General features: G+C 46.2%; 18 protein-coding genes and 3 tRNA genes. 5 read left to right on the top strand and 16 right to left on the bottom strand.

The window, feature by feature from the left end; all coding sequences use genetic code 11:
* Window positions 1-31 precede the first annotated feature (31 nt).
* The 6 genes from rpsR to srtB form a co-directional block, all read right to left on the bottom strand.
* On the bottom strand, window positions 32-280 hold the full coding sequence (gene rpsR / locus DW642_RS07515; protein ID WP_022461611.1) for a 30S ribosomal protein S18: 249 nt from the start codon (window positions 278-280) through the stop codon (window positions 32-34).
* A 20-nt stretch (window positions 281-300) separates the two neighbouring features.
* The gene (locus DW642_RS07510; RefSeq protein WP_055220137.1) at window positions 301-762 is read right to left on the bottom strand and encodes a single-stranded DNA-binding protein; all 462 of its coding nucleotides are present in this window, start codon (window positions 760-762) and stop codon (window positions 301-303) included.
* 11 nt (window positions 763-773) lie between these two features.
* Window positions 774-1,061 carry a 30S ribosomal protein S6 gene (gene rpsF / locus DW642_RS07505; RefSeq protein WP_022461610.1) on the bottom strand — a complete coding sequence of 96 codons (288 nt, stop codon included), beginning with the start codon at window positions 1,059-1,061 and terminating at the stop codon, window positions 774-776.
* Window positions 1,062-1,208: 147 nt separating this feature from the next.
* Window positions 1,209-1,400, bottom strand: coding sequence for a DUF951 domain-containing protein (locus DW642_RS07500; RefSeq protein ID WP_022461609.1), 192 nt, complete (start codon window positions 1,398-1,400; stop codon window positions 1,209-1,211).
* A 32-nt stretch (window positions 1,401-1,432) separates the two neighbouring features.
* Entirely contained in the window at window positions 1,433-2,167 is a 735-nt protein-coding gene (locus DW642_RS07495; protein WP_117509769.1) for an NAD-dependent protein deacylase, read from the bottom strand.
* 26 nt (window positions 2,168-2,193) lie between these two features.
* The gene (gene srtB / locus DW642_RS07490; RefSeq protein WP_117509768.1) at window positions 2,194-3,045 is read right to left on the bottom strand and encodes a class B sortase; all 852 of its coding nucleotides are present in this window, start codon (window positions 3,043-3,045) and stop codon (window positions 2,194-2,196) included.
* 207 nt (window positions 3,046-3,252) lie between these two features.
* On the opposite strand from srtB, the gene DW642_RS07485 reads away from it, so the two are divergent.
* Window positions 3,253-4,317 (top strand): PTS transporter subunit IIC, encoded by a 1,065-nt coding sequence (locus DW642_RS07485; protein ID WP_117509767.1) that lies wholly within the window; start codon window positions 3,253-3,255, stop codon window positions 4,315-4,317.
* 87 nt (window positions 4,318-4,404) lie between these two features.
* On the opposite strand, the gene DW642_RS07480 is transcribed toward DW642_RS07485, so the two are convergent.
* The 7 genes from DW642_RS07480 to DW642_RS07450 form a co-directional block, all read right to left on the bottom strand.
* Window positions 4,405-6,288, bottom strand: a complete 1,884-nt coding sequence (locus DW642_RS07480) for a serine hydrolase domain-containing protein (RefSeq protein WP_158554993.1) — start codon at window positions 6,286-6,288, stop codon at window positions 4,405-4,407.
* A 177-nt stretch (window positions 6,289-6,465) separates the two neighbouring features.
* The gene (locus DW642_RS07475; protein ID WP_117509765.1) at window positions 6,466-8,088 is read right to left on the bottom strand and encodes an extracellular solute-binding protein; all 1,623 of its coding nucleotides are present in this window, start codon (window positions 8,086-8,088) and stop codon (window positions 6,466-6,468) included.
* A 21-nt stretch (window positions 8,089-8,109) separates the two neighbouring features.
* Window positions 8,110-9,009 (bottom strand): carbohydrate ABC transporter permease, encoded by a 900-nt coding sequence (locus tag DW642_RS07470; RefSeq protein ID WP_022461726.1) that lies wholly within the window; start codon window positions 9,007-9,009, stop codon window positions 8,110-8,112.
* An 11-nt stretch (window positions 9,010-9,020) separates the two neighbouring features.
* Complete coding sequence (locus DW642_RS07465; protein ID WP_242991149.1) at window positions 9,021-10,007, bottom strand: ABC transporter permease; 987 nt, start codon at window positions 10,005-10,007, stop codon at window positions 9,021-9,023.
* Between the two features lie 252 nt (window positions 10,008-10,259).
* Window positions 10,260-11,972: a sensor histidine kinase gene (locus DW642_RS07460; RefSeq protein ID WP_117509764.1), complete on the bottom strand. Its 1,713-nt coding sequence runs from the start codon at window positions 11,970-11,972 to the stop codon at window positions 10,260-10,262.
* Window positions 11,950-13,446 carry a response regulator transcription factor gene (locus tag DW642_RS07455; protein ID WP_117509763.1) on the bottom strand — a complete coding sequence of 499 codons (1,497 nt, stop codon included), beginning with the start codon at window positions 13,444-13,446 and terminating at the stop codon, window positions 11,950-11,952. The genes DW642_RS07460 and DW642_RS07455 overlap by 23 nt, the downstream gene beginning before the upstream one ends.
* Window positions 13,447-13,512: 66 nt before the next feature.
* On the bottom strand, window positions 13,513-15,144 hold the full coding sequence (locus tag DW642_RS07450) for a glycoside hydrolase family 13 protein (RefSeq protein ID WP_055220147.1): 1,632 nt from the start codon (window positions 15,142-15,144) through the stop codon (window positions 13,513-13,515).
* A gap of 101 nt (window positions 15,145-15,245) precedes the next feature.
* Between DW642_RS07450 and DW642_RS07445 the strand changes: the two genes are divergently transcribed.
* The 3 genes from DW642_RS07445 to DW642_RS07435 all read left to right on the top strand — a co-directional run bounded on the left by DW642_RS07445 (window position 15,246) and on the right by DW642_RS07435 (window position 16,570).
* Window positions 15,246-16,208, top strand: coding sequence for an AraC family transcriptional regulator (locus DW642_RS07445; RefSeq protein ID WP_055220149.1), 963 nt, complete (start codon window positions 15,246-15,248; stop codon window positions 16,206-16,208).
* A gap of 215 nt (window positions 16,209-16,423) precedes the next feature.
* Window positions 16,424-16,495: transfer RNA gene (locus tag DW642_RS07440), tRNA-Glu, on the top strand.
* Window positions 16,496-16,498: 3 nt separating this feature from the next.
* A tRNA-Cys gene (locus DW642_RS07435) sits at window positions 16,499-16,570 on the top strand.
* Window positions 16,571-16,678: 108 nt separating this feature from the next.
* Here DW642_RS07435 and DW642_RS07430 read toward each other — a convergent pair.
* Both DW642_RS07430 and DW642_RS07425 read right to left on the bottom strand, forming a co-directional pair.
* Complete coding sequence (locus tag DW642_RS07430; protein ID WP_117509762.1) at window positions 16,679-17,563, bottom strand: SH3 domain-containing protein; 885 nt, start codon at window positions 17,561-17,563, stop codon at window positions 16,679-16,681.
* 198 nt (window positions 17,564-17,761) lie between these two features.
* Complete coding sequence (locus tag DW642_RS07425) at window positions 17,762-19,957, bottom strand: alpha-galactosidase (RefSeq protein ID WP_117509884.1); 2,196 nt, start codon at window positions 19,955-19,957, stop codon at window positions 17,762-17,764.
* Window positions 19,958-20,082: 125 nt separating this feature from the next.
* Here DW642_RS07425 and DW642_RS07420 point away from each other — a divergent pair, with 125 nt between their 5' ends.
* On the top strand, window positions 20,083-20,940 hold the full coding sequence (locus DW642_RS07420) for an AraC family transcriptional regulator (RefSeq protein ID WP_117509761.1): 858 nt from the start codon (window positions 20,083-20,085) through the stop codon (window positions 20,938-20,940).
* A gap of 158 nt (window positions 20,941-21,098) precedes the next feature.
* Here the strand turns inward: DW642_RS07420 and DW642_RS07415 are convergent.
* A tRNA-Asn gene (locus DW642_RS07415) sits at window positions 21,099-21,170 on the bottom strand.
* Window positions 21,171-21,385 lie beyond the last annotated feature (215 nt).

Here is a 21,385-nt window from a genome sequence, read left to right as displayed (position 1 = left end):
ACGTTCGGACAGTGCTTAGCGCAAGTCAGAATCAATCATCTACGTACGGCATAATAGCCATATGTCTTGCTCTCTTAACGGCTACTGTTACTGCTCTCTGATGTTTTGCGCAGGTTCCAGTTACACGTCTCGGCAGGATTTTACCACGCTCGGATACATATTTTTTCAGTTTAGCTGCATCCTTGTAGCTGATCTCTTCTCCACCACAGAAAACACAAACTTTTCTTCTTCTGCGGGCCGGTCTTCTGGAAGCTGGTCTTTCACTATTATTATAAGCCATGATCAATCTCTCCTTTTCTATCAATTAAATGGCAATTCTTCGTCAATGCCATCGGGAATATTCATAAAACCATCGGCGCTGCCCAGGTCAGATGTATTCGCGGACGGAGCCGGATTGTTATGCTGCGGTGCGGAGTATCCTCCGTTGTTTCCACCTGCATTTTTGCTCTCTGCAAACTCCTGCTCTTCTACAACTACGTCTGTCGTGTAGACCTTCTGGCCTTCACGGTTGGTGTAGCTTCCGGTCTGAATGCGGCCGGTGATGGCGATCTTCGTTCCCTGACGCAGGTATTTCTCTGCAAATTCTGCCTGGCGGCCGAAAGCAACGCATCCGATAAAGTCTGCGGTTGCGGAATCGCCGTCTCTGCGGAATCTGCGGTCAACAGCCAGTGTATAACGGGCTACCGCTGTGGAGTTTTCTCCAGCAGAGTATCTGACATCGGGATCTCTGGTCAATCTTCCCATCAATATAACTTTATTCATTCGCTTACCTCTTAAGCTTCCTTTTTAACGACTAAGTATCTCAGTACGTTATCCATAATACGCATATGGCTCTCGATCTCTGCCGGAGCTGTTGCGTCTGCTTCAAACTGAATAAAGTAGTAATATGCTTCACGCATATGCTGAATTTCGTATGCAAGGCGTTTTTTGCCCCACTCTTCTACTTCGCCAACTGTTCCGCCGTAACGGGTTACATAACCTTTGGCTTTCTCAACTACAGCTGCGCGTTCCTCTTCTTCAAGTTTTGCATTCACAACCAGTGCTAATTCGTACTTGTTCATGCTTTACCTCCTTTTGGACTTTTTGGCACCCCATTTTCATTATGGGGAGCAAGGAATTATTTTTATACGTCACAATTTGTTATTTTAACATAAAAAAGGGCTTATAGCAAGCCCTTTTTCGCGTGTTTTCTTGTTTTTTTCACGATATTACGCATCTTTTTTTCGTAATCCGCGGGTGTTTTTCTCGACCAGCTTGCGTGCTACCATGATCTGGTGGCCGCAGCCGGTGCATTTGAGACGGAAATCTGCGCCGACACGCAGGATTTCCCACTCGCTGCTGCCGCACGGATGCGGCTTTTTCAGTTTTACAATATCGCCTACTTCGTAATGTTCTGCCATGTTTCTTCCGCCTTATATTTTCTAATTAAAATCTATCTTACTTTGATGCTGCCGAGCACCTGCCCGATCGGCTGCTGGATCAGAAGATCCGCGTTTTTATCCATCGGCGTTGCGCCCTTGTTGATGAGAACCAGCGCATCGCCCTCAAAATACTGGAGAAGGCCTGCCGCCGGATAAACCGCAAGTGACGTTCCGCCGACAATCAGAAGATCTGCCGCCGCAATCGAGCGGATCGCACCGTCGAGCACTTTCTCATTCAGACTCTCCTCGTAGAGTACGACATCCGGTTTGATCATGCCTCCGCATTTTTCACATCTTGGAACGCCGCTGCTCCTTCTCACCAGCTCTGTATCGCAGAATGCCCCGCATTTCATACAGTAATTGCGGTGTGTGCTTCCATGCAGTTCATACACTACTTTACTTCCCGCCGCCTGATGCAGTCCGTCAATGTTCTGCGTCACAATCGCTTTTAATTTTCCCGCCGCTTCGAGCTCTGCAAGTTTCTTATGCGCCGCGTTCGGTTTCGCGCCGACCGGAAGCATTTTGTCGCGGTAAAAAGCATAAAACTTTTCCGGGTACCGCAGGAAATAGCTGTGGCTTAAAATTGTCTCCGGCGGAACGTCATACTTCTGATGATAAAGGCCATCCACGCTCCGGAAATCCGGAATCCCGCTCTCCGTGGACACGCCCGCGCCGCCGAAGAATACGATATTTTCATGCGTATCAATCAATCTCTGCAGTTCTTCGATTTTTCTTTCCTCTTCCATCTGTCATTCCTCCTTCTGACCAATTATTACCGGTTCCGCCGCACGCCCAGAACGACGAACCGTCCAGTCGTATCGCTCGCCGCACAGGTGGACAGCACAATAATATGGCTGTGTTCATCCATCTCCGGCTGCTCCACCGGGATCTCTGACCGCGCCGCCATGGTATTCAGATACTGTACAAACGCTTCACCCCCGCCGGAATACAGCGTGTAGACATCACTGTCTGCCTCCGTATAAAAGGCAGAAAAAATCTGGTACACATCGTTTGATTCCGGCGTCAGCATCCAGAAATAGACGCTATCCCTATATTTTTCCTGCTCCTTCATCTGTTTCAACTTTCCGAACATGGAGAGATTCTTCATATTATGACCGTAAACGATTGTGTTTCCATCACTGAAATCATCCTGATTCTGGTAATCGAGGAAAATGGAACCCGCAAAGTTGCTCGTTCCCTCGTACGTCGTATGAAGATACGTATCATTGTCCGGCCCCTGTACGACCGGGTAACTGATGTCGAGAGCTTCGATATAAAGCCATCCCTTCACATCCGGGTTAATCGCTTTTAAGGATTCAAAATCGACGGCAAGCGGCGGTTCTGTCGGATACGACAGTGGTTCCGGCTCCGGTTCGGAAGGCTCCGCCGGTTCGGATTCCGCCTGCGGCTCCTCTGTTTTCGTCGTTGCCGGTGTCTCCGGTGTTTTTGTAATTTCCGTCGTATACTGCTGCAGATCCCGGTATTCATCCGTGCCGGTCTTGTAATCCAGGTAAATGCCGATCAGCTTGTACCCGGAAAAGCAGAAAACAGCAAGTGCCGCTAAAAATACCAGAGTCCAAAGCGGATTGCCGCGTTTTTTCTGTTTCTTTTTCTGTTTTCCCATGCGTCTCCTTTATCACTTTTTTACTGTCTGCGCTGTTTTCTGGAAGCGCTCTGAATTTGTCTCAATTATAAGCGTGCCCCTTTCTTTTGTCAACTTATGCCCCCGGAAAAGGATTGCACCCGCCCCCATCTTATGATAGACTAAAAGTCGACTGACAAGTCACTTGTGAATACAGTAACACACCACATACATGAGGAGGAATTCCATATGCGAACAATCAAAAAAGTCGCCTCGCACATCTTCATTGATGGCTTCGGCGGCATGACGCAGGGTCTTTTTGCAACCCTGATTATTGGTACGATGATTCAGCAGATCGGTCTTCTGATCGGCGGTTCGACCGGAAATGTGATCTATCTGCTTGGAAAAGCTGCCGCAGCCCTGACAAGTGCCGGTATCGGTGTCGGCGTGGCAGTGAAATATGGGGAAAGCCCGCTTGTCACGGTTTCTGCAGCCGTCGCCGCCATGGTCGGCGGTTATGCCGGCAAGATCACCGGCGGCACATTCTTTGTGGACGGAAATGCCGTTCTGGCAGGACCTGGCGAACCGCTCGGCGCTTTCATCGCAGCTTTCGCAGGCATCACCTGCGGCCATCTGGTTTCCGGCAAGACCAAGGTTGATATCATCGTGACACCGGTCATCACCATCGGAGCCGGTTCCGTTGTCGGACTGCTCGTCGGACCGCCGATCTCCCAGATGATGACAGGCCTTGGAAGCATCATCAACTGGGCAACGGAACAGCGGCCGTTCATCATGGGCATCGTTGTTTCGGTCGTCATGGGTATGGTTCTGACACTGCCGATCAGCTCCGCTGCACTCGGCATCATTCTGAATCTTTCCGGTCTTGCCGCCGGTGCCGCAACGATCGGCTGCTGCTGCAACATGGTCGGATTCGCAGTTGCAAGTTATCGGGAAAACAAATTCGGCGGCCTTGTCGCACAGGGTCTTGGAACCTCGATGCTCCAGGTGCCGAACATCATGCGTCATCCACTGATCTGGCTGCCCGTCATCTTCTCGAGTGCGATTTTAGGACCCGTCTCCACAATCCTCGCCAATATGCAGAATAATGCAACGGGAAGCGGCATGGGTTCCGCAGGTCTTGTCGGACAGATCACAACGTATCAGACGATGATCGCTTACGATGATCCGAAGCTCGTCATCATCAAAATCATTCTGCTCCACTTCGTGCTTCCGGCTGTGATCACCTTGTTCTTCTCAGAGGTATTCCGCAAGGCAAACCTGATCAAATCCGGCGATATGGCTTTGAATCTGTAATCTGTATTTTTAAAAGGGAATGGAACTGCGCATCCGGCAGCTCCATTCCCTTTTTTATCCACATTTCTCTTCTGATTTTTTCTGTTTTTACACCGTTTCTTCTGCGTTTTCCGCATTTTCCACTGCCGCGGCCGATTCAGCTTCCGCTGCCGCTTCTTCTGTCCCCGTTTCTTCCCCCGGCCGCACACGGTGTGCCTCTACCATTGGCTCAATGGTCTGTGCCATCAGCAGATGGATCATGTCAAGGCTCCGCTCGCGGAACCGCGACGGCAGAAGCGGTGCGATCGCCACATCCGTCACGAGGGATTCAAGGCCCTCGATAATCAGATCCTTGCCCGGCGTCTCATTCCACTCCAGTCTGATCCGCTCGAAATCACGCTGGAAAATGATTTTGACCCTCCGTCTTGCGGCCTCTTCCAGAAATGCAAACTCAAGCTTCAGCACCAGTTCGCCGTCTTCATTCTCCGCAAACTGTCCCGTCGTTCCGAGCAGATACGATTCCTCGTTTTCCACCCATTCTACAACTTTGGACCCCGTAAGACCGATCTCAATGCGCTGTGTTTTTTCTCCCTCGGTCAGCTCGACAAAGAAACGGCCTTTTTCATAGAAGAAACCGATGCGGCGGATGCCGTCGGAAAAGTTGTTGTGGAAGACCTGCAGCGTCAGCGGAAACATGCCGACATGCGTGTCCTCCATTTTATATTCTTTTCCGTGCAGAAGCTGCGCCATGTCGATCTGACGCGGTGTTCCGCTGTTCCGCGGCCCCGGTGTTCTCCGCTTCCAGCCGCCGCGCAGGATTCTTCCCGGTGTCTCTTTCGCGCCCTCCAGATCACAGCAGGTCTGCACCAGCTTCTGATATGCCATCGGGCTTTCCGCCTCGCCGGATTTCAGCTCTGCACCAAATTCCGCGCCGAAATACTTCCGCACAATGTCGAGCATCTCACACGTCTGGAACAGCTCGTTGCTGCCCGCATTCGTCACAATCACCACGCCGGTATCCGGGTAACCGAGCACGTTCTGCCCCAGCATGCCATTGAACGCAAAGCTGCCCGGCCGCTCCTCCATCCAGACCTGGTAACCATAGCCATATTTTCCCATCTTTTCCGGCGGTGTCGCATGAACGGAGGTGGACGCTGCGACCCATTCCGCCGGGACGATCTGTTTTCCTTCGAATTTTCCGCCGTTCACGTACATCACCCCGAGCTTGGCCGCGTCCTCCGGGCACAGGAAGAGGCCCCAGCCGCCTTTCGTAATCCCTGCCGGGCAGCTCTCCCAGAAGATTTTTTTGATACCGAGCGGCTCGAACAGGCGCGGCCGCAGGTAATCTACCATCTTCATGCCGGTGCGCTCCTGTATGATTGCAGACAGCAGATACGTGTTCATACTGTTGTACTCAAACGCTTCGCCCGGCGTTCCCTTGACCGGCGCATTTAAGAAGCTGTCCACCCAGTCGTTGCCGGAAACAACGCCCATCTCGTTGAACTGTACGCCGCTCTTCATCGTCAGAAGATGCTCCACGGTCAGATTCGGGCGCAGGATCTTCTGCAGCAGACCGTTTCGTTTTTCAAAAATATCATAGACGTTCTCGTCCAGGGAAAGTTTTCCTTCACTGATCAGAAAACCGACCGCCATGCCGGTGATGCTCTTGCACATCGAATACGTCGCATGCCAGATGCCGCTCCGGTATGGGGCGAAATTGCATTCGCAGATGACCTGTCCGTTCCGCAGGACCAGCAGATGATGCATGTCCGTATGGCGCGCAGCGGCGAGCTCACGAAGCATCTGCGTCAGCTTTTCCGATGAGATGCCCTCGCTCTCCGGCACCACGCGCGGAAAATACGTTTCCGGAGAGGCAAAATCCCCGAACGCTTCCTTCTGCGGCGCAAAGTCCGTCTTTCCCATATGTCCTGTCATCCCACTCATAAATCCCCAGATCATTTCCATTGCGGTTAACTGTTCTTTCGCTGCCATGTACGATGCCTCCTGTCTCATGCGGTTGGATTTCCCTGTTTTTCCAGTTTTCCTCATTATATCCAGATTCCTTGAAAATCGCAATGCTTCTTCTGATAAAAAAGAACCGACATAGAAATCTGTATTTCGATTTCTGCCGGTTCTTTTCCGTGTGTGATTTTTTTATTTTACTTTAGCTTACTCATTCCAGAGTTTCATACGCTCCTGATAATTCTGTGTGATAACTTTTTCTACATCTTCCAGTCCTGCGTCATTCATTTCGGAAATCATCTTGTCGTACTCTTCCATTGCCGCATCGTGGCTGTCTGCATTCACAATCTTCGGATATTCCTGATCGTAGATATCCTGGATTTTCTGCCATTTCAAGCCATCCGGAGTGCTTCCTGCCGGGGTAAGGCCTGCAAATTCTGCGGTATCCCATCTGTCGTTCTCACCAAAGTGATTCATAGCCACCTGCCGGGTCTCTTTTACTTTATACTGTGATACATCGTATGGAGTTCCGTCTGTACCATTTCCGTTCTTTACAAACCAGGTCCATTTGCGGACGCCGGTATCCAGTTTTGTTTTGTCAAAATCCGTCTGGAATCCTTCAATCAGATCATCGTTCGGAACGTGTTTTCCATCTTCCATATTCCAGTTGGTTCCCTCAATACCCCACATCAGAAGATACTGTCCTTCTTCGCTTGCAAGGTAGTTGATCATCTTCATGGCTGCTTCCGGATTTTTACAATTCTTGGTGATCGCGATTGCATCCCAGCCAAGTGTACTTCTTCCGGAGTAAGTAGTTTCATCTGCACTGATTCCGTTTCCAAGGATTTTATAGGAATAGAATTTTGCATCTTCTCCTACAGAAGAAGCAAGTGCTGTATTTGCTGCATCGGTATCCCAGTAGGAAGCAAAGGTACTGAATACGTTGCCTGCAGACAGTTTCTGCGTCCACTGATTTTTCTTGTTGACAACCCACTCTTTGTCCAGAAGGCCTTCGGTATACAGTTCATTGGCAAAGGACATCATCTCTTTGAAGTTTGGTGCTTTGGCAACATGTTCCAGATTGTCCCCATCCTGATAATATGTTTTCAGACCATACATTCCTTTTAATGTTCCATCGTAGTTTTTGGATTCTGCATCAAAGGTAATGGCAATACTCTCTTTTCCGTCAATGGTCGGATGAAGTTCTTTGAATTTCTTACAAATGTCAATATACTCTTCCTGTGTAAATGGCTCATCGCTGTCTGCGCGGTCTTTTCCAACGATTTCGCACAGATAATCATAGCGCATCAGAACACCGGCTACCGGATCCGGATCTTCTCCGTACCAGTTATTCAGATAGTAATTTTTTCCATCGGTATAACGACTCTTGTTTAAGGTTTCCCCGTACATCTCTTTTACATCCGGGCCGTACTCATCGATCAGATCATTCAACGGAAGCAGTGCGCCTGCCTCAATGTAACGGTTTACAATATCATTTCCACGATCCATCAGGACGATATCCGGGTAATTCTGACCGGTCAGCATCAGGTTCAATTTTTCCAGCGGATCTCCGGTTGGATTTTCTACCTGAATTTTGACACCTGTTTTTTCCTCAATTGCTTTTGCAACTGGATCATCAAAGGTATTGCTTCCGGAGTTTTTGTCAAAGATAGAAATCGTAACTCCGTCTGTTGATACCTCGCCCGATGCAGATGATGCACTGCCGGATGCAGTACTTGATGATGTACTGCCATTTGATCCGCATCCTGCAAGCATTCCCGCTGCCATCAGGACACTCATCGCCATTGCGATACTTTTTTTGAACTTCATTTTCTTTTCCTCCTTCTATCATCAGCTCTTTACAGATCCGAGCATGATTCCTTTAACAAAATATTTCTGAATAAACGGATAAACCATGATAATCGGAATGGTCGCAATCATCGTAGCAGCCATTCGAATGCTGTCCGGTGTAATGGTCTGTGACGCCTGATTTGCCGCCTGGTTCGCTGATGAAGTCTGATACTGATTCAGAATTTCAACCAAAATGGACTGCATTGTTTTTAAAGACTGTGCATTCGTAAACAAATATGCATCGAACCAAGAATTCCAATGTGTAATTGCAACAAACAGTGCAATGGTCATAATAATCGGCTTGGACAATGGAATTACCATTTTAAAGAAAACTGTCAGATCATTTGCTCCGTCAATTTTCGCCGATTCAAAAATCTCTGCCGGCATTCCCTCTATATAATTCTTTACCAGAATCATATTATAAACACTTACCAGGTTCGGGAAAATAAATACAATGAAATTATTCAGCATTCCAAGGCTCTTTAATACCATATAATACGGAACCATTCCGCCGCCAAAATACATGGTGAAGATAAAGAACAGGTTCAGCTGTTTCCGGAACAGCAGCTCTTTTCTGGAAAGCACATAGGCAAGTGCTGTCGTGACAAGGACCGCCAGCGGTGTACCAATTGCAGTACGAAGTACAGTGATCAGAATGCCATGCAAAAATGTGGCACGTCCCAGAATATCTTTATAACTTGCCAGACTCAGTTTTCTCGGCAGAAAGTAGAGCCCGCCGCGCAGTGCATCGGTTGCATCGTTAATGGATACCACAAAAATGTTCCAGAACGGATACACACAGATCACAGTAACTAACACCAGAAAAACCACTTTGAAAATATCAAGAAACCAGTCACTGGCACAACGTTTTCTTTTGATTTTAATTGCTTTTTCTCTCATTTTCCTTCCTCCTAAAACAGTGCCGTATTATCATCACTGAATTTCTTCGAAAGTGCATTTGCACTGATGACCAGAATGAAGGAGACTGCGGATTTAAAGAATCCTACTGCAGTACCGTAAGAATACATTCCGTTTTTCAGACCATAGCGGTATGCATACGTATCAAGTACATCAGAATAATTTAAAATAGCATCATTAGACATCAACAGCTGCTGCTCATATCCTGTATTCAGAACACCTCCGATTGCCAGAATCAGAAGAATCATAATGGTCGGCTTTAATGCCGGAAGTGTGATATGCAGAATCTTCTGCATTCTCGTCGCACCATCCACATCCGCTGCTTCATACATATCCTGGCTGATGCCGGAGATTGCCGCCATATAGATAATCGCATTGTATCCAAGTACCTTCCACGCATTTGCGATCGCGATGATCCACCAGAAATATGGTCCTTTCTGGAAAAACAGAATCGACTCATCGGTTAATCCGAAGAATTTTAACAGATTGTTGATGACGCCGTCTGAAGAAAGGAATGTAAGGAAAATGTTTGCCGCAATAACCCAGGAAATAAAATAGGGAATATAAGATGCGGTCTGTACAAATTTCTTTGCCTTCTGGTTTCGAACTTCATTCAGGCAAAGCGCCAGAATGATTGGCAGCGGGAATGAGAATAACAGTGTCAGTAAGCTGGTTGCCAGTGTGTTTCTCATGATTTTTGTGAAATCTGTGGAAAAGAAATACTTGAACCAGTCAAGACCGACAAACTGCGAATTCGCCATATCCGCAAAATAGCCGCTACCCTGCGGCGTGTAGTTGATGAAGGACATATACAGTCCTGTCATTGGTGCATAGCAGATCAGAATGACCCATACCAACGATGGAAGCAGCAGTAAAAACAGATATTTCTGTTTCCAGAACCGTTCCGCGAGGCTTTTTTTGTGCTTTGCATGCACGTTTTCTTTTTTCATGCCTTCTCCTTCTTTCTTCTTTTTGTTCATCTTGTACACTCTTGCTGTCTATGTTTCCATTCTAATGGATAGTCTGTCCTGCAACAATCTCACTTTTTTATGATTTCTATCTCGATTTAACGGAGTTTTATAATTCTCTTTTTTATTCTGTTGTTTTCTTACGATTTCTGTCAATATCTAACGAAACAGAAACCGGCTGACGGGCAAAATCACCTTTATCAGCCGGTTTCTGTTTCCTTTTCTATGCAAACAATACGAAGTTATTTCTGCTTTGTTGATTTTTTATTCGTTTACTGGAATTCTGACAGAAACTGTCGTTCCATATCCTTCCTGGCTTTCTATTCGGACACCATAATTCTCTCCATAAGCCAGACGAACCCTGTTTGCAACATTTCTCAGTCCATATCCTTCCTCTGAGCGCCGCAGAGAACTTCGCAGTTTAATCAGTTTTTCCGCCTCGATTCCACATCCATCATCTGTCACCTGGAATACCACATCCCTTTCTTCTTTTTGAATTCTGACCGCAATGTGGAGAACTTCTTCCTCTTTTCTCGCATGGTGAATGGCATTTTCAACCAGCGGCTGCAGAAGAAGTTTAATGGTTCGATATGTCAGTACTTCTCTTGCAATCTCATACTCCACCTGTACGCTGTCCCGAAAACGCATCTGCTGGATTTTCAGATAGCTCTGCAGCAGTTCCACTTCTTCCTGGATGGAAAGCACCTGTTTTCCCTTATTCAGGGAAATCCGGTAGAAGCTGGACAAATTTTTGACCGCCTGCATCGTCTGTTTTCCACCTTCCCGCATCGCCAGTGCTGAAATAACCGCAAGTGCATTGTAAAGAAAGTGCGGATTGATCTGTTCCTGCAGCAAATTCAGTTCGCTCGTCTGAATCCGGATTTTCTTTTCGTAATTTTCCCGAATTAGCTCCTGAATCTGATCACTGAGCTGATTAAACGCCAGCCCGATCTGTCCGATCTCATCTTCTCCCATATTTTCCAGACGGTAATCAAATTCTCCCTGTCCCATCCGTTTTGCTGCATACACCACTTTCTGCACCCGCGTGGAAAGCCATCTTGTGTAACAGATAATGCAGAGAAATACCATAGCCGCGCTGCAGAGGATCAGGAACATCATCCTTCTTGAAACAGCTTTTGCGTCTTTTAAAACCGTCTCCTTATCCGAAATCACAAGAATTTTTGTTCCGAAAACTCCGCTCTGGATATTTCCGATTTTTGAAATACCGTCACGCTCAAACTCAATCTGCGCTTTCTGCTCCAGATCCTCTTCCGGCATTCTGGTCCGGATCGGAAGGCCTGCCATTTCCGGTTCGGAAGCAGCCAGAATATATCCTTTTTGATCCACCAGATAAATTTCATCGGTGGAATTTATTGTTTCGAGGAGGGGCTGTATCTGCTGATTTTCAATCTGTAACGACAGTACGCTCTTCATCCCGCCCTGTGGATAAAAATTCATCAGACGATTCATATGAAATGCTTTTCCGTCTCCAGATGTCCCACAGAATACCGTTTCCCCTATCGCATCAAATGTCAGCACACGTTCCCTCCGATCTAGATCCTGCATGGAATAAAAATAATAATTATCCTGCGGAAGCGTTTCATTGTTGCTGTAAAAACAGATTTTGTAAATTCCTGCATTCATCAGACAGATTTCGCTGAGCTTCTTATCAATATAGTAAAACATATCTTCATAAGAATCGTTGCTGTAATCCTGAAACAAATATCCGCTCAGCATCTGATCCACATACAGCACCTCCAGAATTGTTTCGTAAGGCTCGACCATCGTAGAAAAATTTTTTTCAATTCGTTCTGCTTCCTGTTCTGCACTCTGATATGCTTCAGTAAGAAGCACGTTCCTTGTTTTTCCATAACTGTACCAGGTAACACACAGCATTGGAATCAGTGCCAGTACCAGATAGCCGATCACCAGTTTAAACTGAAAACTCCGATTTTTATACCATTTTACGATATTCATTTGGTGTCACTCCAAATCTTTTCTGAAAAACAACGCCAAAGTAAGAAACATTTTCATATCCAACCGCCAGACTCACTTCCCGTACTTTATTTTTCTTATTCTTTAACAGTTCCGCCGCCCTCTGCAGACGCATTTCCGTATTGTATTCCAAAATCGTTTTTCCTGTTGCCTCTTTAAACAGGCTCCTCAGATAATTCGGAGACAAACCGACCTCCGCGGCCAGCTTCTCGATATCTGCGCTTTCCGAGCAGTGCTCCTGAAGATATGTTTTTACCTGATAAACGGCATAGTAATTTGGATTTTGATTCTGTTCTTCAAAAAATGCCAACATCCGTTCCAGATACTGCTTCATCTTTTCCCGCATCTGATAATTGTTGTTTGCTTCAAAAATTTCATTTTCTCTCAAAATTTTTTCTGCTTCCATCCAGTTTTCCAGCAGTTCATCGCTCAAAACAAGACGGTTCCATAGATACATATAGAGATTGTAAACTTCTCCCGCAAATGTTTTCGGCGCAAGCCCCTTTAGCTGTTGAAAATAATCTTTCATGGTCTGCAGCGTTTCCTGCTTTTTCCCGCTGCTGACCAGACGACAGATTTCTTCTCTCCGCTCCTTCTGTTCCCGGAAATGATATGCTTTTTCCTCTTCCGTTTCTTTTTCATCTGCACAGAAAAGTTCCGGTGGATCCATATGAAATGCCAGAACACAACAGTTCCGAAGTTTTTCCGCCTTTTCGTACAGGCAGTCAGCTGTCCATGCTCCACTGCACCATCCAACGGCTCTCGGTGCGTCTTCTTTCAAATCATTCCAGATCTGAAATGCCGTATCTTTCACCGACAGATACCCCGCCAGCAGCAGAATGCTGATCCGTTCCGTTTTGCTGATGTAACGGATGCCCTTGTATTTTTCCTGAATTTGGCTACAGATGTTTTCTTCCGTTTTTCCATAAACCGCTATGATTCCAAACCTGCACTCTTCCAGTTCTTCTCCAAATACACCACGGAAATTTTTCCGTAAAAGCTCTGTTTCCTGTTTTTCCCGCAAAGCCATTTCCAGCAACTGCTTCGCCGCCGTTTTCCGCGACCAGTCTGCTATCTCACTTTTCTCCAGTTCACTTCTCACTTTTTTCAGACATGCTTCTACTTCTTCAATCGTAAATGGCTTTAAAAGGTAATCCACGGCATTCACCTGAAAAGCGGAATGGATATAGGAAAAATCATCATATCCTGTCAGAAAAACAATTTTGCATGGATACCCCCGGCGTACGATCGTCTCTGCCAGTTCAATTCCACTCATTCCTGGCATCTGAATATCCGTAATCACAATATCTGCCATATTTTCTTCCAGGCACTCCAGTGCCCTTCTGCCATTGCGCGCGGTAAATACTCTGGAAATCCCGTTCTTTTTCCAGTCAATATAATCCCGCAATGTCTCCAGTTCAATTTCTTCATCTTCTACAAGAAGAACGCGATACATTTTCTCCCTCCTGTTTCCAGTTGCTCCTGCAGTTTTCTTCTCCTGCTGCTTTTCATTTCTGTCTTTTTACTGCAGAAGTTCAATCATATACGCCTCATACGGCTGTAACTTCCACACTTCTTTTGTGAGACTTTCTGTATCATTATGAATCAGAACCGTTCCTTTTGTCAAATCATATCGGGCTTTCATCTCTGCCGCGGTATCCCGGAAATTACAGAGCACAATCAGCTTTTTCTCTCCCAGATTTCTCTCATAAGCAAAAATATCCGGATTTTCTTCCTCAATCAGACGGAAATCCCCATAAACAAGAGTGTCATTTTTCCTACGCAGCGCAATTAGTTTTTGATAGAAATAGAAGAGGGAATCCGGATTTTTTCTGCTGTTTTCCACATTGATCTCCTCGTAATTCTGATTTTCCGCCATCCACGGTGTTCCCGCTGTAAATCCGGCGTGTTTTTCCGCATTCCACTGCATTGGCGTCCGCGCATGGTCCCGGCTGTTCCGTGCAAGATAGGTACGAATTTTTTCTTCCTCCCAGCCTTCTTTTTTACGGTCTTCGGCAAAATTTACAGACTCGATATCCTGATAGTCCTCGATCCGAAGCCCTGACACATTTGTCATACCGATTTCTTCCCCCTGGTAAATATAAGGAGTTCCTTTCATCCCATGGAGAAGGACAGCCAACATTTTTGCTGATTTTTCCCGATACGGTTCCCTGTCATTTCCAAAGCGCGATACGACACGCGGAAAATCATGGTTTCCCCAGAACAGACTGTTCCATCCTTTTTCTTCCAGTCCCGTCTGCCATTTTTCAAAGATCTGCTTCAGTTGCGGCAGCGTATACGGTTTCGGATCCCAGTTTCCACTTCGGATGCCGTCGATTCCCATCAGTTCAAATTGAAAAATCATACTGAGCTCCTGGCTTTCCGGATCAGAATACTGCTGTGCCATTTCTACCGTAGCACCTCCGGTTTCCCCCACTGTCAGGATCTGTTCTGATTTTCCATACGTATTCTGATTCATTTCCATTAAGTATGTATGAATCTGCTCCGAATGAGTATCATTTCCTCCATGTCCATCTTTTACAATATTGTCAATTGCATCCAGCCGGAAACCACGGATCCCTTTATCCATCCAGAACTGGATCATCCGGTACAGCTCTTTCCGAAGCGACGGATTTTTCCAGTTCAGATCCGGCTGCATTACACTGAAACTGTGATAATAATATTCCTGAACCTCCGGCACCCATTCCCAGGTGCTTCCTCCAAAGAATGCTCCGCCGCCTTCTGGCGGCTGCTCCTTCGTTCCTTCCTTCCAGATGTAAAAATCATGGTATTTACTGTTTCGATCCTTTCTGGCTTCCAGGAACCATGGGTGCAGATGGGAACTATGATTTAAAACAAGATCCATCATGACCACAATTTCCCGCTTTTCACAGGCTGCGATCAGTTCTTCCAGCTCTTCCATTGTGCCCGCTTCTTCCATTACTTTATAATAGTCACTGACATCATATCCATTGTCATAATTAGGAGAATCGTTAAAAGGCGAAAGCCAGATGGCTCCAACACCAAGCTCCTGCAGATAGTCCAGCTTCTGCAGAATCCCTCCAAAATCGCCGATGCCGTCTCCGTTGCTGTCACAGAAGCTTCTGGTGTAAATCTGATATACGGTTAAGCTATGCCACCACTCTCTTTTCATTTTCTGTCCTCTCTTTCTTTTTTCCTATAAGAGCAGTATAATGATATTATCTTATATTTTCTAACCTGATTTTCGTATTTAATGAAAGGATTTTGACTTTTATGAAAAAAGAACGTTCAAAAGAGCTCTTTTCTCCTGAATCTTGTTCCCCTGTTCTTTCTGGCGGAATCCGGGATTTTACCGTGCATGGAACCGAACCTGTTCCGCTCCATATCTATCATCAGGATTATGCGCATGGCGGGCTCTCTGTTCCTTTTCACTGGCATAAAGAATTAGAATGGATCTGGGTTGAAAAAGGTACTCTCACTCTGACACTGAAAACTGAAACCCGGACAATTTCCGAAGGTACTTTTCTTTTCATCAACAGTCACGAACTGCATCAGCTCTGCAGCATTGGAACTACCCCTTCGGTTCACCATGCCCTTGTATTTCTTCCAGAAATTCTCTCATGTGCCTATCTGGATTCCTGTGAAGCAGACTGGATTCGTCCGCTGCTCTCTCATCAACTGCTTCTTCCGGCTTTTCCATTGGAAGAGCTTTCTGCTGCTGAAGCCTCCTCTCAGACACAGAAAACATTTGTACTGACATTATCTGAGCTTTTCCAGGAAATCCTGTATGCATACGATACCAAACCCATCGGCTGGTTTCTTCTGATCAAAAGTGACATGTATCGGATTCTTGCACTTCTGGCACAATACCAGCTTTTTCTTCATCCGGAACCCCTCTGCACTCGTAAAAAAGAAAGATCTGATCAGTGTAAAAAACTCTTACGTTATATTCAGGATAACTATGATTCTAAAATCCGTCTTTCAGATCTTGCTGCTATACTCAATATGAATCCACAATATTTTTGTCGTTTCTTCAAAACGCACTTTCACACAACGCCTATTTCCTATATCAACCAGTACCGCGTAACCCAAGCCGCAGATCTTCTTACCGGCAGCTCGCTTTCTATCTTGGAAATTGCTCTGCATACCGGATTTGAAAGCCCCAGCTATTTTGCCAGCATTTTCCGCCGGACTTTTGGTATGTCACCGGAAGAATATCGAAAAGCCATGCCCTGACCCGGCAAATTTTTCTGTTCCCTTTTTATATCTACGCAAAGATAAATCACTTTCTTACACAGCGAAACATCAAATTTTTTCCTTCTGAATGCACGGCAACACAAATCTCAAAAATTTTTGATTTTTTTTCAAAAAACACTTGCCAAACTCGTTTTCTTATGATAATATACTACTTGTCGCTGAGCAAAAATCACGGCAGACAAATCAAAAACTTCGGCTCCGTGGTCAAGCGGTTAAGACATCGCCCTTTCACGGCGGTAACACGGGTTCGATTCCCGTCGGAGTCATATGGCGTCGTAGCCAAGTGGTAAGGCAATGGTCTGCAACACCAGTATCCACCGGTTCAAATCCGGTCGACGCCTCTATTTTCCCGGAAACAGATGGTTTCCGGGATTTTTCTTTTTCAAAATTATTTCAAAAAAGCTGCCGGTTCTGTTTGCTTCGGCAGCTTTTTTGAAAATATCATTTTTTTAATTTTCTTTTTCTTTCACATAGTCTTCATACACATACGCCGTTTTTCCCTCATACGAAATCTTGTACCATCCGTTCTCTTTTCCGAGCATTTCCACTTCTTCCCCTGTCGTCAGAGCTCCGATAACCTGGCTTGTGCTGACGTTGGGTTCTGTACGTACATTGACCGGTGAGATACAGGTGACGGTTTTCTTACCCTTCTGCTTTTTCACGCCATCCGAATTATTTTCTGCTTCCAGCGCTCTTTTCTGCTCCTGGCAGGCCGTCTGAAATGTTTCTGTCAGCAGCTCATTGTCCGGGAACTGCAGAGACTCCAGTATTTCCGGCACGATTTGCTGTGTATCGTTGCTGCCGCTTCCTTTTTTCCATATGATCTGATACCCTTCATTCTCCGTTTTCACCCCGCAGAAAAATGCAATCGGAATCTGCAGAGAATTTTTTACCTGGAAACGATAAAAGGAACTCTCGTTATCTTTTCCTTCGTTAGCTGTTTTCACCATAAAATCGCTGATGCTGTTTTCCCCTGTTATTTCATTCGGATAGAGCAAATTTTCAGCGCTCTCTTCGTCCTCCGGAAAATCCATAAGTATCACTTTTGCCATTCCTTCCCGATACGATATCTCAAGACTTTCTCCATCTTCCGATATGAAACTGCATTGGATTTTTTCATCTCTCATTACATTCCAGCCTTCTGGAAGTGTGATTATAATATTCTGGTATGTAGAAAGAAACTCTTTTTCACCATCTTCTGACTCATCCTGGACACTGGGTGCTCTTTCGGAGACAGCCGATGGATTCTCCTTTTCCACCTGCTGATTTCCACATCCCATTACCACAATAGTTGTCATCAGAAGAACAGCTAAACAGTTTTTTCTGTTTCTCATGTACAATTTCCTTTCTTGACAGTTCCGTCTTTATTTTCTGTCAGAAAATTTCTTTTGCTTATTGTATCACAACTATTTTTGCACTGTAAAGAGTACGTTCCTTCCCTCCTGCTTTGATTTTCTTTATGCAAAAAAAATCTCCAACCAGATTGAGGTTCCCTCCCCCTCAAATCCAGTTGAAGATTTTTCTTATCTTTTTTATTTTACTTCTGTAAATTCGACCCGGATACTCTCATACTCTCCCAGCACCTGATGCAGGGTCAGCCCCGCACGGTTCCAGGTACGGCCAAGGCGAACTTCCTGGTCCAGGCTACAGCGGTACAGCTTATCCTCTGCAAGACCGCACACTTTCGTGTGAACCGGAAGCATATTTCCTTCTGCGTCAGTCTTTACGATCGTAAGCAGTGCGCGGCTCTGATCCTCTGCCACGAACTCCCATGCCATGAAATCCTGTTTTTTCAGTCCGGTCAGACGGTAATACAGGCCTTCGTGTGTGAGCTCGTAATATTCATGCATCGCAGCAACCTGCTCTTTTACCATCTCTTTCTCTTCATCCGAAATCTTATTCAGATCCATCTCATAGCCGAAGCTTCCTGCCAGCGCCACATCGCCTCTTGTCCGGAACGGTGTCACACGGCCGGTCTGATGGTTCGGGCATACCGAAACGTGGGAACCAACGGTACTGATCGGATAGAAGAACGAGCTTCCGTACTGGATGGAAAGACGGTTGATCGCATCGGTATTATCGCTGCACCAGATCTGCGGGGAATAATACATCATACCGGCATCATATCTTCCGCCTCCTCCGCTGCAGCCCTCGAGCAGCAGATTCGGGCATGCGGCAAGGAATCTTTCCATCAAATCGTAAACACCGAGCACATAGCGGTGATACAGCTCTCCGTTCCGGCTCTGTGCTGCCACATGGCTGTAAACATCGCAGACGCTGCGGTTCATATCCCATTTGACATAATCAATCTTTGCATCATGAACGATGGTTGTCAGACGCTCCAGCAGATACTCACGCACATCCTCACGCGTCATATCAAGTACAAGCTGATTTCTGCTGTGGTTCGGCACACGGCCAGGAATTGCAAATGCCCAATCCGGATGTGCACGGTAAAGATCACTGTCCTCGGAAATCATCTCCGGCTCAAACCAGAGACCGAATTTCATGCCCATCTTGTGAATTTTTTCTGCAAGCTGCGCCATGGAGCCGTTCATCTTTTTCTCGTTGACGAACCAGTCGCCAAGACCACTGTTATCATCCTCTCGTTTTCCAAACCAGCCATCGTCAAGCACCAGCATCTCAATGCCAAGCTTTTGCGCCTGCTCTGCAATTTTCAGAATTTTTTCTTCGTTGAAATCAAAATAGGTTGCTTCCCAGTTGTTGATCAGAATCGGTCGTTTGGCATGCTTGTATGCGCCGCGGCAGATATGCTCGCGGATGATCTCATGATACTGCTGTGACAGTTTGGTAAGACCGGTTCCGGAATAGCTTAAGATTGCCTGCGGGGTATCGAACGCCTCTCCTTTTTCCAGATGGAAGCAGAAATTGGTCGGATGAATGCCCATCTGAAAACGGGTCTGATTTTTCTGATCCTTCTGTGCTGCCGCAACAAAGTTTCCGCTGTAAACGAGGCATGCGCCGATGCAGGAACCGTGTGTCTCACCCGCACCCTCCTCGCAGAGGATCACAGCCGGATTGTAATGATGGCTCGATGTACCACGGGTGCTGCCGATCTCGACTTTTGCATGCTGCACCGGAATCCGCTCCGCCGTACGCTCCATCGCATGACGACCCGAGAAATAGATCATCTCATAATTTTCATACATCAGATCCATGCTGAAAGACAGCATTTTTTCCAGCTCAATCGCCGTTTCTCCGTGATTTTCGAGTCTTGCCGCTCTCGTAATCACATTTTCCTTTTCAAATACACCGTAAAACAGCTTCAGAACAATATCGGAAGCCTTCTCCGTCATTGTAATAACAAGAGTCTCACCTTTTTCTTCCTCTGTATCGTACAACGCCGGCATTCCCGGAATGGCATAGGAATGATCCAGAATTTCGTACGAATCGAAACGGAAATCTGCTGCAAAGCTGCCGTCCGCGTGGCGGATCTCAATCATATCATCACGGAAATCACCGACACCACTTCCCGGAATTTCCTGCGGAAATGCATCAAGAGAATATTTCCGGTTAGGGCCTGCTTCCTCCGGATTTCCTGCAAATCCCATATCTGTACAGAAAATCAGACCGGAAAGATTTTCCTCACCGATTTTTTCTCCATAGTAGAGATGCAGAAGCACATTTTTGTCATCTGCGAACATCTGGTAACTGCTGTCTTTTGTCTGGAGGGTAAATAACCGTCCATTTTCACTTACTTTGATTGCCATGATTTCCTCCTCCTGCGGCATCTTGCAGTATCCTGCAAAACACGATATAATTTTACTGATATTTCGGAATCTCATCCTTTGTGACATTCCAGCTTTTCTGATGATTCATTTTGTGAGGTATACTTATGGAAACTTCCTGGACACTTCCTGTCCCAAAGCATAAATTTTCGGATCTTTATCTCTGCTTCTGCGGCTACGAAGCCTGCCAGCCGTTCCACAGCTATGGCCCTGCTGTCCGCCCCAATTACGTGATCCACTATATTATTTCCGGAAAAGGCACTTTTACCATCGGAAACCGCACTTACCGCCTAACCGCCGGACAGGGCTTTTTCCTGATGCCAAATGTCCGCACCTACTATGAAGCCGATGCGGATGATCCCTGGACATATCTCTGGATCGGTTTTGACGGCGAAAAAGCTGCCTCTTATGTGCAGGAACTCGGTCTTTCCGAGGAGCACCCTGTCTACCAGTGCAACTTTTCCGGTGAACTGCAGTCCCTCTTGTTTCAGATGCAGAAGCACAATACCTATGACACCTCGGACCAGTATCTTCTGGAAGGCTGTCTGTACCAGTTTTTCTCAATTCTTTCCCGCGAAATCACGCTTGCCGATCCTTCTGCACGGGAGAGCGGCAATCTTTACGTGGAAAAAGCCGTTGAGTTTATCCGAAATAATTATTCCAATGAAATCCTTGTCTCGGATATTGCCAGATATGTCTGCATCAACCGGAGTTACCTTTATACCCTGTTTCAGAAATATCTCCATACCTCACCGCAGGACTATCTTTCTTCCTGCCGGATCACGCGTGCGCTCGAGCTTTTATCATATACGGATCTCTCCATCGAAACGGTCGCTTTTTCCTGTGGTTACCGGAATGCCGAAGTTTTTACCAAAGCCTTCCGCCAGAAGCAGGGCATGACGCCAAGCGCCTATCGGAAAAAGTTCCGCCTTGACACGACTCCTGACTCTGCACATGTTCCGTGATCTGTCTGATTTTATTATAACGAAATCTTTCTTCCATGAACAGGAAGAAATGTTATGGAAAACCGTCAAAATGTTAGATGGCGTTTCTTAATGGCTACAGACATCAAAAAAGCGATACAGCCATGATTTCTCATTTCTGTATCGCTTCTTCATCTTAGCTCCCCGAGTTGGGCTCGAACCAACAACCCTTCGGTTAACAGCCGAATGCTCTACCATTGAGCTATCGAGGAATACCTCAGGAATCTTTTCCTGACAATCGTTACTATAACACAATCTTTTTCGAAAAACAAGTATTTTGCGGAAAATAATTACAAAAAGCCACCGGATTTCTCCGATGGCCTTTCTGATATACCTTCAAAACCGCATACACTTTACATCTATCATTCCATTTTTTGTGAACACAACCATTCAGGTCAAGCCCTCGACCGATTAGTAACAGTCAGCT

The sequence above is a fragment of the Blautia sp. AM23-13AC genome (genome assembly GCF_003435675.1).
Taxonomy (GTDB): domain Bacteria; phylum Bacillota; class Clostridia; order Lachnospirales; family Lachnospiraceae; genus Fusicatenibacter; species Fusicatenibacter saccharivorans.
This window is presented reverse-complemented; position numbering and strand designations above follow the sequence as displayed.